Source organism: Streptomyces sp. ATCC 21386, assembly GCF_018728545.1.
Taxonomy (GTDB): domain Bacteria; phylum Actinomycetota; class Actinomycetes; order Streptomycetales; family Streptomycetaceae; genus Streptomyces.
The window spans coordinates 8,131,117-8,148,433 of sequence record NZ_JAAVVL010000001.1 but is presented as its reverse complement, the minus strand read 5'-3'; the positions used below and the strand labels follow the sequence as shown (position 1 = coordinate 8,148,433).

General features: G+C 71.1%; 10 protein-coding genes. 5 read left to right on the top strand and 5 right to left on the bottom strand.

Annotation, left to right across the window (positions count from 1 at the left end; genetic code table 11):
* Positions 1-39: 39 nt before the first annotated feature.
* Together pepN (GWK25_RS34900) and GWK25_RS34895 are read right to left on the bottom strand one after the other, a co-directional pair.
* Positions 40-2,619: an aminopeptidase N gene (gene pepN / locus GWK25_RS34900; RefSeq protein ID WP_215455504.1), complete on the bottom strand. Its 2,580-nt coding sequence runs from the start codon at positions 2,617-2,619 to the stop codon at positions 40-42.
* A 133-nt stretch (positions 2,620-2,752) separates the two neighbouring features.
* Positions 2,753-3,772: an aspartate-semialdehyde dehydrogenase gene (locus GWK25_RS34895; protein ID WP_215455503.1), complete on the bottom strand. Its 1,020-nt coding sequence runs from the start codon at positions 3,770-3,772 to the stop codon at positions 2,753-2,755.
* A gap of 357 nt (positions 3,773-4,129) precedes the next feature.
* Here GWK25_RS34895 and GWK25_RS34890 point away from each other — a divergent pair, with 357 nt between their 5' ends.
* Both GWK25_RS34890 and GWK25_RS34885 read left to right on the top strand, forming a co-directional pair.
* On the top strand, positions 4,130-4,660 hold the full coding sequence (locus tag GWK25_RS34890; RefSeq protein WP_033526404.1) for a sigma-70 family RNA polymerase sigma factor: 531 nt from the start codon (positions 4,130-4,132) through the stop codon (positions 4,658-4,660).
* A gap of 1 nt (position 4,661) precedes the next feature.
* Positions 4,662-5,693, top strand: coding sequence for a hypothetical protein (locus tag GWK25_RS34885; protein ID WP_215455502.1), 1,032 nt, complete (start codon positions 4,662-4,664; stop codon positions 5,691-5,693).
* A gap of 110 nt (positions 5,694-5,803) precedes the next feature.
* Here the strand turns inward: GWK25_RS34885 and GWK25_RS34880 are convergent, their stop codons facing one another.
* Positions 5,804-9,118, bottom strand: coding sequence for a S8 family serine peptidase (locus tag GWK25_RS34880; protein ID WP_215455501.1), 3,315 nt, complete (start codon positions 9,116-9,118; stop codon positions 5,804-5,806).
* 224 nt (positions 9,119-9,342) lie between these two features.
* Here GWK25_RS34880 and GWK25_RS34875 point away from each other — a divergent pair, with 224 nt between their 5' ends.
* From GWK25_RS34875 to GWK25_RS34865, 3 genes are all read left to right on the top strand, one after another.
* Entirely contained in the window at positions 9,343-9,807 is a 465-nt protein-coding gene (locus GWK25_RS34875; RefSeq protein ID WP_215455500.1) for an NUDIX hydrolase, read from the top strand.
* 324 nt (positions 9,808-10,131) lie between these two features.
* Positions 10,132-11,913 (top strand): TIGR03767 family metallophosphoesterase, encoded by a 1,782-nt coding sequence (locus tag GWK25_RS34870; RefSeq protein WP_215455499.1) that lies wholly within the window; start codon positions 10,132-10,134, stop codon positions 11,911-11,913.
* A gap of 197 nt (positions 11,914-12,110) precedes the next feature.
* Positions 12,111-13,238: a serine hydrolase domain-containing protein gene (locus tag GWK25_RS34865; RefSeq protein WP_308011078.1), complete on the top strand. Its 1,128-nt coding sequence runs from the start codon at positions 12,111-12,113 to the stop codon at positions 13,236-13,238.
* Positions 13,239-13,356: 118 nt separating this feature from the next.
* Here GWK25_RS34865 and GWK25_RS34860 read toward each other — a convergent pair whose 3' ends face one another.
* Positions 13,357-14,433 (bottom strand): hypothetical protein, encoded by a 1,077-nt coding sequence (locus tag GWK25_RS34860; RefSeq protein WP_215455497.1) that lies wholly within the window; start codon positions 14,431-14,433, stop codon positions 13,357-13,359.
* 282 nt (positions 14,434-14,715) lie between these two features.
* Entirely contained in the window at positions 14,716-17,316 is a 2,601-nt protein-coding gene (gene pepN / locus GWK25_RS34855; protein WP_215455496.1) for an aminopeptidase N, read from the bottom strand.
* Between the last annotated feature and the right edge of the window lies 1 nt (position 17,317).

Sequence of the window (17,317 nt, the reverse complement as noted above, 5' to 3'; positions counted from 1 at the left end):
AGTCACCGGGCGCCCCCCATCGTCATGGCGGCGGCCTCGTCACTCCGCGGGCGCCGCCGCGTCCGCGGCCTGGGCCCTCAGGGCGCGTTCGACGCCCGAGCGGGACTCCGACACCAGGCGGCGCAGGGCCGCGTTCGGCTCGGCGGTGGCGAGCCAGGTGTCCGTCTTGTGCAGGGTGTCGGCCGAGACCTGGACGGTCGGGTAGAGGCCGACCGCGATCTGCTGGGCGATCTCGTGGGAGCGGGAGTCCCAGATGGACTTGACCACCTCGAAGTACTTGTCGGTGTACGGGGCGAGGAGGTCACGCTGGTCGGTCTGGACGAAGCCGCCGATGACCGCTTCCTGGACCGCGTTGGGGAGCTTGTCCGACTCGACGACCTGCGACCAGGCCTCGGCCTTGGCCTCGGGCGTCGGGCGGGAGGCACGGGCGGTGGCCGCGTGACGCTCACCGGCGGCCGTCCTGTCGCGCTCGTACTCGCCGGCGATCTCCGCCTCGTCGTAGCGGCCCACCGCCGCGAGCCGCTGCACGAACGACCAGCGCAGCTCGGTGTCGACGGCCAGCCCCTCGATCGTCTGCGTCCCCTCCAGCAGGGCCTCCAGGAGGTCCAGCTGCTCGGGGGTGCGGGCGGTCGCGGCGAACGCGCGGGCCCACGCCAGCTGGTGGTCGGAGGCGGCCTCGGCCGCGCGCAGGTGCGCGAGCGTGGCGTCCGTCCAGCGGGTCAGCAGCGCCTCGCGGGCCGTCGGGTCGGCGTACAGCTCGATCGCCAGCTTCACCTGACGGTGCAGCGACTGCACGACACCGATGTCGGACTCCTTGCCGATGCCGGAGAGCACCAGGGACAGGTAGTCGCGGGTCGCGAGCTCGGCGTCGCGGGTCATGTCCCAGGCCGAGGCCCAGCACAGGGCGCGCGGCAGGGAGGACTCGAAGTCGCCGAGGTGCTCGGTGACGAAGGCGAGGGACTGCTCGTCGAGGCGGACCTTCGCGTACGACAGGTCGTCGTCGTTGAGGAGGACCACGGCCGGGCGGCGCCTGCCCACCAGCTGCGGCACGGCGGTCAGTTCCCCGTCGACGTCCAGCTCGACGCGCTCGTCACGGACCAGCTTGCCGCTGTCGTCGTCCAGTTCGTACAGGCCGACCGCGATGCGGTGCGGGCGCAGCGTCGGCTCGCCCTTCGCGCCCGTCGGCAGCGCCGGGGCCTCCTGACGGATCGCGAAGGAGGTGATGACGCCGTGCTCGTCGGTCTCGATCTCCGGGCGCAGGACGTTGATGCCGGCCGTCTCCAGCCACGCCTTCGACCAGGCCTTCAGATCACGGCCGGAGGTCTCCTCCAGGGCGCCCAGCAGATCGGACAGGCGCGTGTTGCCGAACGCGTGCGCCTTGAAGTACGCCTGCACGCCCCGGAAGAACTCCTCCTGGCCGACGTACGCGACGAGCTGCTTCAGTACGGAAGCCCCCTTCGCGTAGGTGATGCCGTCGAAGTTGACGAGCACGTCGTCCAGGTCGTTGATCTCCGCCATGATCGGGTGCGTGGACGGCAGCTGGTCCTGCCGGTACGCCCAGGTCTTCATGGAGTTGGCGAACGTGGTCCAGGAGTGCGGCCAGCGCGAGCCGGGGGCGTCCGCCTGGCAGGCGATCGACGTGTAGGTGGCGAACGACTCGTTCAGCCACAGGTCGTTCCACCACTCCATCGTCACCAGGTCGCCGAACCACATGTGGGCCAGTTCGTGGAGGATGGTCTCGGCGCGGACCTCGTACGCGGCGTCCGTCACCTTCGAGCGGAAGACGTACTGGTCGCGGATGGTCACCGCGCCCGCGTTCTCCATCGCGCCCGCGTTGAACTCCGGCACGAACAGCTGGTCGTACTTTTCGAACGGGTAGGCGTAGTCGAACTTCTCCTGGAACCAGTCGAAGCCCTGCCGGGTGACCTCGAAGATCGCGTCGGAGTCCAGGTACTCGGCGAGCGACGGGCGGCAGTAGATGCCGAGCGGCACGCTCTGCCCGTCCTTCTCGTACACGCTGTGCACCGAGTGGTACGGGCCGACGATCAGCGCCGTGATGTACGTAGAGATCCGGGGCGTCGGCTCGAAGACCCAGACGTCGTCCTTGGGCTCCGGCGTCGGCGAGTTGGAGATGACGGTCCAGCCGGCCGGGGCCTTCACGGTGAACTGGAAGGTGGCCTTCAGGTCCGGCTGCTCGAACGACGCGAAGACCCGGCGCGCGTCCGGGACCTCGAACTGGGTGTACAGGTAGGCCTGTTCGTCGACCGGGTCCACGAACCGGTGCAGCCCCTCACCCGTGTTGGTGTAGGCGCAGTCGGCCACGACCCGCAGGATGTTGCGGCCCTCGAGCAGGCCGGGCAGTGCGATCCGGGAGTCGGCGAAGAGCTCCGCCGGGTCCAGCGCGTCGCCGTTGAGGGTCACCTCGTGGACGGCCGGGGCCACCAGGTCGATGAAGGACGTCGCGCCGTTCTCCGCGACGTCGAAGCGCACCGTGGTGACGGACCGGTAGGTGCCGCCCTCCTGCGCGCCGGAGAGGTCGAGATCGATCTCGTACGAGTCGACGCTCAGCAGCGCCGCCCGCTGCTGAGCCTCGTCGCGGGTCAGGTTTGTGCCAGGCACGCGGTCATCTCCTCGGTATGTGTGGGTTGCGCCATCCTTCCATGGGGTGGGGGTGTGCGGGTATGCGCCACCGGGCAGGCAAAAAAGGGGCGCCCCCGGCATCCGGTGGGCGCCCCTTCCGCGTGTCGTGCGCCTACTTCTCGTTCAGCTCCGCCGCCACCAGCTCCGCGATCTGGACCGCGTTCAGCGCGGCGCCCTTGCGGAGGTTGTCGTTGGAGACGAACAGGGCGAGGCCGTTGTCCACGGTCTCGTCGGCGCGGATACGGCCGACGAAGGAGGGGTCCTGGCCGGCGGCCTGGAGGGGGGTCGGGATGTCGGAGAGGGCCACGCCCGGGGCGCCGGCCAGCAGCTCGGTGGCGCGCTCCACGCTGATCGGGCGGGCGAAGCGGGCGTTGACCTGGAGGGAGTGCCCGGAGAAGACCGGGACGCGGACGCAGGTGCCGGAGACCTTGAGACCGGGGATCTCCAGGATCTTGCGGGACTCGTGGCGGAGCTTCTGCTCCTCGTCCGTCTCGTGCAGACCGTCGTCGACGATCGAACCCGCGAGCGGGAGCACGTTGAAGGCGATGGGCCGCTTGTACACCCCGGGCTCGGGGAAGTCCACCGCCGAGCCGTCGTGCGTCAGCTTGTCCGCGTCGGCCGCGACCTTCTGGACCTGGCCGTGCAGCTCCGCGACGCCGGCCAGACCGGAACCGGAGACCGCCTGGTAGGTGGCGACGACCAGCGCTTCGAGGCCCGCCTCCTCGTGCAGCGGACGCAGGACCGGCATCGCGGCCATCGTCGTGCAGTTCGGGTTGGCGATGATGCCCTTGGGGCGGTCCGCGATCGCGTGCGGGTTCACCTCGGAGACCACGAGGGGCACCTCGGGGTCGCGGCGCCACGCCGAGGAGTTGTCGATCACGACCGCGCCCTGCGAGGCCACCTTCTCGGCCAGCGCCTTCGAGGTCGCGCCGCCCGCGGAGAACAGGACGATGTCGAGGCCGGAGTAGTCGGCGGTCGCCGCGTCCTCCACCGTCACGCCGTCGATGACCGAACCGGCCGAGCGGGCGGACGCGAACAGGCGCAGCTCGCGCGTCGGGAAGTCGCGGTCCTTGAGGATCTTGCGCATGACCGTGCCGACCTGACCGGTGGCTCCGACGATTCCGACCCTCACGGCGACTCCTTTGACGTGGCTTGTGTGTGTCTGCGGCATGGCCGAGGCCTTTCCATCATGCGGTCAGCCCGGGTCCGCCTGTCCAATCCTTTGACCGGAACGCCCGAGGGACGGGACGGCCCCGCCCCCGGCAGGGGAGCCGCTTCTTCGGGAGGCACCCCTGCTGAGCTGGAGAAATTCGCCCTACGGCGGCTCCGTGCCGCAAGCTGTACTGCCTCGACCCTGCCCACGCCGACCGGGTGCACGCGAAGGTGTGACGTACGCCTCTGCGCCGGACCGTCAAAGTCGTGCCGAACCCGCCGAACGTTTCGGCCCGCGGCGGCGTCGTAGGGGAAACGCGGGAGGGGAGGGGTGGCTGTGCTGCGCAGAAAGGCGCGCCACGTCGAGGGGGTCCAGGAGCCGGACGACCCACTGGACGCGGCCCAGGAGCGGCGGGTGCGGGCCGTGCTCGCGCTCGGCGGTGTGCCGCAGTCGGACCTGCTGGACGGGGTACAGCAGGTACGGCTGCGGCTGCTGGAGCGGGCCGCGAGCGGCCGGGAGGCGCCGCGGGACGTGTCCGCGTGGGCGGCGGTGGTCGCCTCCAACCTGGCGATGGACTGGCACCGCGCCAAGCGCCGCCAGGAGCGCCTGGGGGAGCGGCTCGCCTCGCTGCGCCAGCACGAGCACCCCTCGGGCGAGGACTCCAGCGTGCTCTCGCTCGCCGTCGCCCGAGGCCTGGACGAGCTGCCCGACGCCCTGCGCCAGGTCCTCGTCCTGCGCTTCTACGCCGACCTGCCGGTACGCGGGATCGCCGACGAGCTCGGCATCCCCGAGGGCACGGTCAAGAGCAGGCTCCACTCGGCGGTCCGCGCCCTGCGCACCCGCCTGCACGAGGACGAGGTGGTGTGACATGACCGCCCGGGACGACAGCCGACGCGACACCGAGCAGGAGGCGCTCCACGGCCACGAGGGCCCTGCGCCCGACGGCCCCGGACACGACGGCTCCGCTGCTCGCGACGGCGCCACGCACGACGAGCACCCGTACGACGGGCCCGCGTACGGCGGCACCGCCTACGCCGACACCGCCTACGCCGACACCGCCTACGCCGGCATGGACGCGCTGATGGCGGCCCTTCTCGACGAACCGGTGCCCGAGGACGCCCTGCGGGACGCCGAGTACATGGCGTCCCACGAGGCGGCCGTCGCCGACCTCGCGCTGCTGCGGGAGCAGCTGGGGCTGATCGGCGAGGCGCTGGCGGCGCCGGGCGAGGACGCCGCGACCGGGGTCGCGCCGGGGCGAGTGGGGGCCGCGCGGCCGGGGGACACGGCCGGTGCCGAGACGGACCCCGGGCCGGTGTCCGGGCCCGCGTCGGCCCCCACCGCGTCGGTGACCCCCCTGCCGTCGCGGCCGTCCCGCGCCCGGCGCGCCCTGCGGATCACCGGCCGCACCCTCGCCGCCGCGGCCGCCGCCTCCGTGGTCCTCGTCATCGGCTGGGGGGTCATGCAGCCCGGTGGCGGGGCGAGCAGCAAGGACGCCCGCGGCGGCAGTGTCTCCGAGCAGTCGAGCGGGGACACCGGGAAGACGGCCCCCGACCGGGGGGACGGGTCCGCCTCGCTCAGCCGGGAGGGGTACGTCGCCTGTGCCCGCACGATCGTGGAGGGCACCGTCACCGAGGTCGAACCCGTGCCAGGAGCCGAGCAGGACCGGATCACGGTGGAGGTGGACCACTGGATCAAGCCCGACAAGGGGGAGGACCGGATCGTCTTCCCGATGAGCCAGGACGTCGACCCCCGGCTGAAGGAGGGCGACCACGTCCTCCTCGGCTTCCCCCGGGACAGCGCGCAGCCGGACATCTGGACCACGAAGGAGGCGGAGATCGCCCGCGAGCGGGCCTGGATCGAGGCGGCGCTGCCGGAGTCGAAGCGGATCAAGTGCGGCTGACCCGCTGAACGACCGGGGAAGCCGGAAGGGGAGCGAGACGAAGGGGCGGGTGTCCATCCGGACACCCGCCCCTCCGTTCGCCTCAGTACGGCTCACTCACTGCCGGCGCACTACGGCGTGACCTTCTCGATCCGCACACTGCCGGTGCCCGCGGCGGTGCCCCGCGCGTTCACCAGCTGCACCTGGCCGAAGAACTCCCGGCCGGCCGGGGCCTCGGCGGCCGCGACGACGTCACCGGAGACGGTGGCCGACGCGCCCGTGCCGAGCTTGACGGCGGTGTCCGCGACCTTCACCTCGCCGAGGGCGGAGGAGAAGAACACGTCGCGGTAGTCGTACGCGGTCGACCCGGAGGGCACCGCGTAGCCGACGACCTCGATGGTGTACGTGCCGGCGGCCGGCTTGGGGACGGAGACGGACTCCTCGGAGTCGCCGTCCGCGGAGCTCGCGACCTCGTTGCCCGCGGCGTCGCGGACGTACAGGTCGAGGTCCGCACCCGTGTCGGCGGTGTTGCCGATGGCCACGTCCAGGGACTCGGCGCCCGCGGGCACCTCGACCGTGGTGGTCTGGGTGACACCGGTCGCGATGGTCGGCCGGTCGGTCTTGGCCGAGCCCAGCGGGCCGCCCGCCAGCTTGCCGTCGACGGGGGCGAGAGCGTTGGTCACCTTCCAGGTGGCGGCGGTCGGGGTGCCGACCTTGGCCTCGGGGACGGTGACGACCTCCGGGTCGAAGCTCGCGCCGTAGACCGCGAAGTTCAGCTTGTAGGGGTTGTCGAGCAGCGGCGACGTACGGCGCGACTCGACCTCGATCTCCCAGACACCGGGCGTCGGGTTGGCGTACGAGCGCACGTCCGGCTTGCAGCCTCCGCCGTCCTGGAAGTTGCTGTAGCAGGTCAGCGAGCTGGTGCTCTCGACCGCCAGGCCGTACGGGTGGTTGGCGATGAACCGGGTCTGGCTCTTGCCCTTCAGCCCGCTCATCGCGACCTCGAGGGTCTTGGCACCCTCGGGGACGGTGATGAAGTACGACTTGAAGGAGTTGCGCTGGACCGTGCCGGACGCCGAGTGGGTGTACTTCAGCGGCGCGGACGCGACCACCGTGTTGAGGACCTGCCGGTCGATGCCGACGGTCTTCGGGTCGTCGATCTCCAGGATCGCGCTGCTGATGCCGGAGTTCGCCGGCTTGGCGGCGATCTTCACGGTGACCGGCTTGTTCAGCGGCAGGGAGACCACGTCGTCGCCGACGATCCGGAATGTCTTGTCCCGGTTGTTCTCCAGGTGCAGCTCGTGGCGGATCGCCTTGGCGGCGCCCGTGGTACGGGTGACGGTCACCTCGTACGTCTTCTTCTGCCCGACCTTCAGGCCGCCCTCACGGTCGTAGATGCCGGTGCCGAAGCCCGGCGTCTTCAGCGCGAAGTCGATCGCGGTGTCGACGGGTGCCTTGACCGAGTACTCGTGCGCGGTCGCGCCCTTCTTGATCGACTTCCACGCGTCGACGATGTTCATCAGGCCCGCGCCCTCGGCGTACGCCTGGACACCGCTGATGTGGTCGGCCGTCGAGGTCAGCGCGGTGCGCAGCTTCGCGGGCGTCAGGTCGATGCCCTTCTGCTTCGCGGCGCTGAGCAGCAGCGCGGAGGAGCCGGCCGCCTGCGGGGAGGACATCGAGGTGCCGTTGAGCATCTGGTAGCCGGCCGGGAGCGTGTAGCCCGCCTCGGGGGCGATGACGCCCGGCAGCCAGGTCTGCGCGGTGTTGACCGCGGCACCGGGCGCCACCAGGGTCGGCGTGAAGCCGCCGTCCTCGCGCGGGCCGCGCGAGGAGAAGTTGAACAGCTGGTAGTCCTTGGCGACCCGCGAGCCGTAGTTGGAGGCCCAGGTCTCCTTGGAGATGGACGCGCCGACCGAGATGACCTTGTCGGCCAGGCCGGGGTCGCCGATCGTGTTGGCACCCGGGCCCGAGTTGCCGGCCGAGATGACCAGCTGGACGCCGTAGGTGTCGATGAGACGCGTGTAGAGCTCGGCGCGCGCGTTGTTGCCGTCGTTCAGCGCGGGGAGGCCGCCGATCGACATGTTGACGATGTCGACACCGCGGTTGACGACGAGGTCGATCATGCCCTCGGTGAGCGCCACGTTGGTGCAGCCGGGGCCGAACTCGCAGGCGCGGGAGGAGACGATCTGTGCGCCGGGAGCGGCGCCGTTCATCTTGCCGCCGAACAGGCCCTTCGCGGCGGTGATGCCGGCGACGTGGGTGCCGTGCTCGCTGGAGATGAGACCGATGTTGACGAAGTCGGCCTTCTTGCCGACCCAGTCGCCCCCGAAGGGGTCCATCGGGACGTCCTTGCGGTACTCCACGACGAACGGCTGACGCTCGGCGACGTCGGTCGCCGGGTTGTCGGTGCCGAAGTAGCCGATCTGGTAGCCGTCCTTGTACGGCTTCATCGGCTTGTCGTCGGTGAAGTCGAAGTTCTGGTTGACGTCGACGGTGACCGTGCCGGCCGCCGCGTCGTACAGCACGCCCCACGCGTCGGTGGTGTCGCCGTCGCGGTTCACGTCGCCCGCCGCGTCACCGGCCGCCGTGATCGACTCACGGAAGAGGTTGACGGAGTACGAGCCCGCGGGCGCGGTCCAGGTCCCGCCGCCGTAGGTGAAGGTGGGACCGGCGACCGAGTTCGTCATCGGGCGCCAGCTGCCGTCGCCGTCGACGATCGGGTCGGTGGACGTCACCCAGTCGACGATCTTGCGCTTGCCGGTGGTGGTCTTCTGCAGCGCGGGGTGCGCGAGGTCGACGCCGGAGTCCAGGACGCCGATGGTGATGCCCCGGCCGTCCGCCTTCGGGTTCTGCTTCACGAAGTCGACGGCGCCCGTCTCGAAGGACGGGTTGTACGGGTTCTCGGCCGGGGTCTTCTTGCCCGGGGCCGGATAGCTCTTCGCGGCCTTGGCCTGCGACTTCGCGTCCTTGTCCGAGACCGGCGAGGGGTCGTCGAGGACGATCTCCTGGCGCAGGTCGATGCCCTGGACGGAGGAGAGCTTCGCGGCGGCCGAGATGGCCGAGTCGGCGCCCTTGGTCGGGACCGTGGCGCGGACGTAGCCGAGCTTGTCGTAGGTACGGCCCACGGAGCCGCCCTTGACCGCGTCCAGCTGCTCGGCGACCTGTTCGGTCTTGCCGGGCGTGGTGGCGATCATCATCGTGACGTTCTTGTCGCCGTCGGCCTTGGCCTCGGCGAGCAGATCGGCGTCGGTCGAACCGAGCTTGTCGTGCGCGGACTTGACGCCGCCGTCCGCCGGGACGGCGGCGGACGGGTCGTCCGCCGAGAAGGCCATGGGTATCGGCCCGGCCGCGGAGAGCGCGGCGACCAGTCCCGCGGCCACGGCTATCCGGGCCACGCGTCTCGCACCCGGGCCAGAGCCGGGGTGGGGGGTGAGGGTCATCAGCATCCCTGTAGGTAAGGAATTCAGGTGAGAACGAACATTGATGATCCGAGCGGCGGGTTCGGATCGGTCCGGTCCGTTATGCGGTGCCGGATGATCGCTCAGCCTTACCGAAGTGACACATGTTTGGGGAGGGTTGACCGCGGCGGGATTGTGTCATGGCGTAAACCCGCCACCGGGTATAGGGTCGATGACCGTCCATGAGCGGACATTTTGGCTAACGTCTGTGCATGCGCGAGGAGTTGAGGGTGGCGGCCTACGCCGTCTGTGTACGCGACGGACATCTGCTGCTGGCCCGCTGGGTCGCCAAGGACACCGGAGAGAAGCGGTGGACCCTGCCCGGCGGCGGCATGGATCACGGCGAGGACCCCTACGCCACGGTCGTCCGGGAGGCCGCCGAGGAGACCGGCTACACCGTCGAGCCCACGGCCCTCCTCGGCATCGACACCGGTCGGCGCACCTACCCCCGCCGCCTCGGCACCCGCGCCGACCACCAGGCCCTCCGCATCGTCTACGAGGCCCGCGTCACCGGCGGCGACCTCCGCCACGAGACCAACGGCTCCACGGACATGGCCGCCTGGCACCCCCTGGACGAGGTTCCGACCCTGGAACGGGTGGGCCTGGTGGACGTGGGCCTACGTCTGTGGCGCGAGCGCCCGGCCGACGGCCACCTGGAACCACCGGCGACGCTTTAGGAGCGCGGGGAACCGCGCGAGCCACCACGCGCCCCGGACACACCATCACCGGCGCCCCCACGGCGAATAGGTGCTGTACCCCGTCAGATGAACAGGGAGTGACTCCTTCCCGTCCCTCCCCCTCACATTAGGGAACCCCCAGTGAACGCGCCCCGTCCCCGAAGATCGACGTACGGTGATCGGCGCCACCCGTTGCGACGTCGTTAACGTCCAGGCCACCCCCGCTGCCAAGCATCAAGGAAGAGCGGGAACCCCACTCCGGCCCCCACCGCGGAGCGGCCCCGCGACCACTTCCGACGCGTTCGCACTCGGGGAGACCGCGCCATGTCGCGCATACGCTCAGTCGCTGCTGCCGCCACCAACCCTGACCGCCGGGCCTTCCTCGCCGCCACCGGCGCGGTCGGCCTCGCCGCGGGCGTGGGCTTCGCCCTGCGGCCGGAGACCGAAGCCCACGCCGCCGCCTCCGCCGCCGACCGCGCCGCGGCCACCGAGGTCCCCTTGGCCAACCTCTCCAACAGAGAGGCCCCGGCCGCCCCCCTCGCGCCGTACACCCGGGGCACCACCCTCGCCTCGGTCGCCACGCCCCGCGGCTCCTCCGGCTACCGCCGCCTCGGCTCCGGTCCGGCCTGGGCGCGGGTCGTGCGCGGCGACCTCGCCACCCCCAAGTCCGGCCGCGAGAAGCGCCGTACGGCTCTGGCGTCCTTCGTGCAGTTCACCGACCTGCACGTGGTCGACGTCCAGCACCCGCTGCGCTACGAGTACCTGCGCGCCCAGACCGCCAGCGCGTGGCGGCCCCAGGAGGCGCTGTCCGTGGCCGGCGCCGTCTCGCTCGTCGAGCGCGTGAACGCGCTGCGCGGCGCCCCGGTGACGGGCTCCCCGCTCCACTTCGTGATGACGACCGGCGACAACACCGACAACAACTCCCGGACGGAACTGGACTGGTTCCTGAAGGTGATGAGCGGCGGCCGGGTCACCCCCAACTCCGGTGACCCGCGCCGCTACGAGGGCGTCCAGAACAGCGGCCTGAAGCTCTACTGGCAGCCGGACGCGGCCCTCCGCGACGCCGACAAGCAGCTCGGCTTCCCGCGCCTGAACGGCTTCCTCGCCGCCGCGATCCGCGAGGTCAACAGCCCCGGCCTGAACGTCCCCTGGTACTCCACGGTCGGCAACCACGACTCCCTCCCCGGCGGCTGCTACGCCCCCGGCGACTCCTGGTTCGCCGACTTCGCGGTCGGCGGCAAGAAGCTGATGACGCTGGACGAGAAGATCGGCAAGGCCATCTGGGACAACGTCAAGAGCGGCGGCGACCCCAAGGGCGCCGAGTGGAAAGCCATCATGAAGGCCCAGGCGAAGAAGATGCGTTCGGTCACCCCGGACGAGAACCGCGCGCCCTTCACCCCGCAGGAGTACCTCAGGGCCCACCTGGACCCGGCCCACACCGGCCCCGGCCCGGTCGGCCACGGCTACTCACAGGCCAACCTCGACGCCCGCACCCAGTACTACGCCTTCCGCGTCGCGGACGACGTCATCGGCATCAGCCTCGACTCCACCGACCCGGGCGGGCACTACGAGGGCTCGCTCGGCACGGCCCAGCTCAAGTGGCTGGACCGTACGTTGAAGGAGGCCGCCAAGGACGGTTCGTACGCCGTCGTCTTCAGCCACCACACCAGCAAGTCCATGCGGAACCTGCGCAAGGACCCCGCCCGTCCCACCGAGGCCCGCCACGGCGGCGACGAGGTGCTGGCACTGCTCGGCCGCCACCGCAATGTCCTGGCCTGGGTGAACGGCCACAGCCACCGCAACCGCATCACCCCGCACGCGTCCTCGGGCGGCGGTTCCTTCTGGGAGATCTCCACGGCCTCCCACATCGACTTCCCCCAACTCGCCCGCGTCATCGAGCTGGTGGACAACAAGGACGGCACGCTCTCCGTCTTCACCACCCTGATCGAATCGGCCGCCCCGCACGCCACCGACTTCACGGACCTCTCGCAGACCGGCCTCGCCGCCCTCTACCGAGAGCTTTCCTACAATGCCCCGGGCCGCCGCGACACCCTCACGGGCAAGGCCGGCGACCGCAACACCGAGCTGGTCCTCCGCAAAGGCTGAAAAGCGCTCAACCGGTGTCGACCCGGTCAACCCGGGTGTGCGATGCCGTGTCCCCCTTCGCGACCGGACGTTCTCGGAGTCACCGAGAGGACCGGGCGAAGGGGGAGAACCACATGTCAGCAGGTACGACACGCACAGCTCACGCGGTCCGCACAGCCCGCGCGGGACGCAGGGCCCGTGCGGCACGCGCGGGTCTCGTGGCGGCCACGGCCGTCGTCGCCGCGCTCGCGCTCGCCGCTCCGACGGTCGCGGCGGCACCCGCCGCCGCGTCGGCCGGGGGCGACCACCGCGCGACGCGGAAGGCCATGGACGCCAATGTCGAGGACGGTGTCGTCGGCATCGCGGTCCAGGCGAAGGACGAACGCGGCGTCTGGAAGGCGACGTCCGGCGTGGGCGACCTCAGGACGGGCAAGCCGCGCTCGGCCCACGACCACTTCCGCGTCGGCAGCATCACCAAGACCTTCACCGCCACCGTGCTGCTGCAACTGGCGGCCGAAGGCAGGCTGTCCCTGGACGACACGGTGGAGAAGTGGCTGCCGGGCGTCGTCCGCGGCAAGGGCCACGACGGGCGCAAGGTGACGCTCCGCCAACTCCTCAACCACACCAGCGGAATCGCCGAGTACACCTCGGACGAGCAGTTCGTGAAGGACGTGTTCCTCGCCGAGGGGTTCCTCAAGAACCGCTACCGCACCTGGACCCCGCGCCAACTGGTCGGCATCGCCATGAAGCACGAGCCGACCTTCGCCCCGGGCACCGACTGGAGCTACTCCAACACCAACTACGTCCTCGCCGGCCTGGTGATCGAGAAGGCCACGGGCCGCTCGTACGGCGACGAGATCCGCGCCCGCATCATCAAACCCCTGGGCCTGACCGACACGAGGGTCCCCGGCACCGACCCCACCCTCCCGAAGCCGCACAGCCGCGCCTACTCCAAGCTCGCGGAGACCACGAACGGGAAGACGTACGACGCGACGAAGCTCAACCCCTCGATCGCCGGCGCGGCGGGCGAGATGATCTCCGATGCCGACGACCTGAACCGCTTCTACTCAGCCCTGCTGCGCGGCAAGCTCCTGCCGAGGAAACAGCTCGCCGAGATGAAGACCACCGTCCCCGTCGACGGCGACCGCGGCGGCTACGGCCTCGGCCTCATCACCTACGAACTCTCCTGCGGTGTCCGGCTCTGGGGCCACAGCGGCGGCATCCACGGCTCCCTCTCCGAGACCGCCACCACCGCCGACGGCCGCCACACCCTCACCTACAACTTCAACAGCGACTGGGCGGGCGACAGTCTGCCGATCGTGGAGGCGGAGTTCTGCACGAAGTAGGCGCTGGATCCTGCCGGGTGGCGTGAGCGGCGTCCCGCCCCCGGCCGGGGACATGAGGAAGGGCCGCCGAAGCGATCGGCGGCCCTTCCCCTCCCCTCCTGGTGGTCCGGGTTCCCGGTTACCGGGGAAGCACCACGACGTACGCCGCCGGATCCCGGTCGCACGACGCCATCAACGCGGTGCGGACGACGGCCGCCTGCTGTTCCAGCGAGTCACGCAGTTTGCGGGGCGTGATGTGGACGACCGTGATGCCGAGCCGCTCCAACACCTCGCGCTTGCGGGCGTACTCCGACCACAGCGCGTCGTCCTCCTGCCGCGGGGCCCGCGTGTCCAGCTCGACCGCGACGGCCTGCTCCGGCCAGTACGCGTCGAGGCCGCCGAGGTGCGGCCCGCCGGGGAGGCGCAGGTCCACGTTCCAGACGGGGTCCGGGAGGGCGTGCTCGCGGACCATCCGGTACAGGTGGTCCTCCGCGACGGCCCGCCCCTCCGCGAGCAGCGACTCCACCGCGTCGGCCACGTGCGGGCGGTTCAGCAGCCGCGCCTCGGTCAGCTCCCGGATAACGGCGGCGGGTTCGGTGTGCCCGCCGCGTACCGCCTCCGTGAGCAGTCGGCGCACGGTGGCCACGTCGGAGAGCTCCCCGACCGCGTCCGCGAGGGCGCGCGGCACGGGGGCGACGGGCAAGCCGGTCACGTACGACGGGGTGGGCACGGCCGGGGTGCGCACGATCCGCGCGCATCCCACGGTCCGCAGCCGGCGCAGCCGCGGGACCAGGACGTCGATCGTGTCGAGGGAGGGGAGCGGGGGAGCGGACGCGAAGCCGTGCAGTGTCAGGGCGGCGAGCCCCGTGATCACCGCGTCCGGGTAGCGGGGCACCGGCGCCGGGCGGGGCTCGTCGGCGTTGGGCTGCGCGGGTACCCCGGCGATGCCGCCGGCCCCGGTGGAGGACTCGCGGAACGGGGAGCGGGCCGCGTACGAGAGCACCGCGTGCAGGCGCTCCTCCGAGGTGGGCGGGCCCGGGTGCAGCAGGAACACACCCGGCAGGATCTGCTGCCAGGAGCCACCGGGCCGGCACTGCTCGTTCGTCTCGGCGGCGGTGACACCCTGCGCGCGCAGCTGCGCGGCCGTCAGCACCCGGCGCGTGACGTCCGAGAGGCGACGGAGGGGGCGGGGGGAGAGCGGGGTGTTGTGCGTCATGACCCGGAGGTTCCCGTGTCGGGCCCGCTCATGAACCTCTGTTACACGCCCGTCGACAAATCCGGACAAGACCGCACTAAAGTACGTGCGTTCGACTGCCGATATCCGCTGGTCCGGACGGGGGCCGAAAAAGGTTACGGCTCTGATTACCCGAATTTCGTAACCCTGAACCGGCCCCGGCGTCCATGAGCTCGGGGGGCGCGTCCCGCTCGGGCGGCCGCGGGCCGCGGGGGCTGCTCGCGCAGTCCCCGCGGCTCTCAAAGGGCCGCGCCCTCGCGGCAGTTACTCCGCCGCCGCGTCACACTCCTGACCCCGCAGCCCCCGGGCCAGGTCGTCCCGGGCCTCGATCACCAGCCTCCGCAGCGCCGGCGGCGCCGACTCGTGCGAGGCGAGCCACGCGTCCGTCGCCTCCAGCGTCCCCGGCGAGTCCTGGAGCGAGGGGAACAGCCCCCGCACCACGTCCATCCCGATCTGGATGGATCGCTCGGCCCACAACCGCTCGATCACTTCGAAGTACTTCACCGCGTACGGAGCCGTCAACTCCCGCTGCGACGGCCGCGCGAACCCCGCGATCGTCGCCTCGACCAGCGCGTTGGACAGCTTGTCCGACTCCACGACCGACGCCCACGCCTGCGCCTTGACCGCGGCGGACGGCCGCGCCGCCAGGCACCGCACCTGATGCCGCTTCCCGGAGGCCGTGTCGTCCCGCGCCAACTCGGCGGCCAGGGCGCCCTCGTCGGCGACCCCGTGCGTCGCCAGCGGCTCCAGGAAGGCCCACCGCAGCTCCTGGTCGACCTCCAGCCCGTCGACCTTCTCGGTCCCGTTCAACAGCTCCTGCAGCAAAGCCAGTTCGGACTCGCCCGAGGCCACCGAAGCGAAGAACCGGGCCCACGTCAGCTGGTGCTGGCTCCCCGCCTCGGCGGCCCGCAGCTCCCGCAGCGCACCCTCCGCGAGCAGCCTGCCCCCGGTCTCCCGCCACTGGGGCGCCGCGTAGTGCGTCAGCGCCGAACCGGCCCACGCGTGCAGCATCTGCAGCACCCCGATGTCGGACTCCCGCCCGGCGAAACGCAGCACCAGGTCGACGAAGTCCCGCGCCGGCAGCAGCGCGTCCCGCGTCAGGTTCCACAGCGCCGACCAGCACAGCGCCCGCGCCAGCGGGTCGGTGACGTCCCCGAGCCCGGCCCGCAGCGTGTCCAGCGACGCCGCGTCGAAGCGGATCTTGCAGTAGGTCAGGTCGTCGTCGTTGACCAGCACCAGTGCGGGCGCCTCGGCCCCCGCCAGCTCGGCGACGACCGTACGAGGCCCGTCGACATCGACTTCGGCGCGCGCGTACCGCTCCAGCGCTCCGGAGCCGCCCTCCCCGTCGGCGTCCGCGCGCCGGTACAGACCGATCGCCACCCGGTGCGGCCGCAGTTCGGGATGCGACTCCGCGGCCTCCTGCACCACCGCCAGCTCGTCGATCCGGCCCTCGGCATCCAGGAGCACCTGCGGCGTCAGGGAGTTGACCCCCGCCGTCTGCAGCCAGGCCCGCGACCAGGACGCCATGTCCCGGCCGCTGGTCTCCTCCAGGACCGACAGCAGATCGCCCAGCTTGGTGTTGCCGTACGCGTTCCGCTTGAAGTAGCGCCGGGCGCCCTCCAGGAACGCCTCGCGCCCCACGTACGCCACCAGCTGCTTCAGCACGGACGCGCCCTTGGCGTAGGTGATCCCGTCGAAGTTGAGCTTGGCGTCCTCCAGGTCACGGATGTCGGCCGTGATCGGGTGGGTGGAGGGCAGCTGGTCGGCGCGGTACGCCCAGGACTTGCGGTTGTTGGCGAACGTGACCCAGCCGCCTGTGAAGCGGGTCGCCTCGACCATCGAGAAGGAGCCCATGAAGTCCGCGAAGGACTCCTTCAGCCACAGGTCGTCCCACCAGACCATGGTCACCAGGTCGCCGAACCACATGTGCGCCATCTCGTGCAGGATGACGTTGGCCCGCCGCTCGTACGACGCCCGGGTGACCTTGCCCCGGAAGATGAACTCCTCGCGGAAGGTGACCAGCCCCGGGTTCTCCATCGCGCCGAGGTTGTACTCGGGCACGAACGCCTGGTCGTACTTCCCGAACGGGTACGGGTAGTCGAAGTGGTCGTGGAAGAAGTCCAGGCCCTGCTTGGTGATCTCGAAGACGTCGTCGGAGTCGAAGTAGGGGGCGAGACCCTTGCGGCACATCGCGCCGAGGGGGATCTCCACCCGCGTACCGTCCTCGAAGGTCCGCTCGTAGGTGTCCGTCACATAGTGGTACGGGCCGGCGACGACCGCCGTGATGTACGTCGAGATCGGCTTCGTCTCCGCGAACCGCCACACCCCGTCCGTGCGCTCGCCGACCCCGTTGCTCCACACGACCCAGTCCTCGGGCGCGCGCACCTCGAAGCGGTACGGGGCCTTGAGGTCGGGCTGCTCGAAATTGGCGAAGACGCGGCGTGAGTCGGCCGGCTCGTACTGCGTGTAGAGGTAGACCTCGCCGTCCTCGGGGTCGACGAAGCGGTGCATGCCCTCGCCGGTGCGGGAGTAGGCGCACTGGGCGTCGACCACCAGCTCGTTCTCGGCGGCCAGGTCGTCGAGGGTGATCCGGGAGCCGTCGAAGACCTCGCTCGGGTCGAGGTCCTTGCCGTTGAGGGAGACGGCCGTCACCCGCGGGGCGACCAGATCGGCGAAGCTCGTGGCGCCCGGGTCGGCGCACCGGAAGCGGATGGTCGTCACCGACCGGAACGTGCGCGGTTCACCGGCGAGGTCACCGGAGTCCCCGACGGCGGACCGCAGGTCGAGGGAGACCTCGTAACCGTCGACGGACAACAGCGCGGCCCGCTCCTGGGCCTCGTCACGGGTCAGATTCTCACCGGGCACG

Excerpts from the sequence above, each read along its gene's own strand:
- GWK25_RS34870 (WP_215455499.1), top strand. The coding sequence starts at position 10,132 with ATGTCGCGCATACGCTCAGTCGCTGCTGCCGCCACCAACCCTGACCGC.
- GWK25_RS34885 (WP_215455502.1), top strand. The coding sequence starts at position 4,662 with ATGACCGCCCGGGACGACAGCCGACGCGACACCGAGCAGGAGGCGCTC.
- GWK25_RS34875 (WP_215455500.1), top strand. The coding sequence starts at position 9,343 with ATGCGCGAGGAGTTGAGGGTGGCGGCCTACGCCGTCTGTGTACGCGAC.
- GWK25_RS34860 (WP_215455497.1), bottom strand. The coding sequence starts at position 14,433 with ATGACGCACAACACCCCGCTCTCCCCCCGCCCCCTCCGTCGCCTCTCG.
- GWK25_RS34880 (WP_215455501.1), bottom strand. The coding sequence starts at position 9,118 with ATGCTGATGACCCTCACCCCCCACCCCGGCTCTGGCCCGGGTGCGAGA.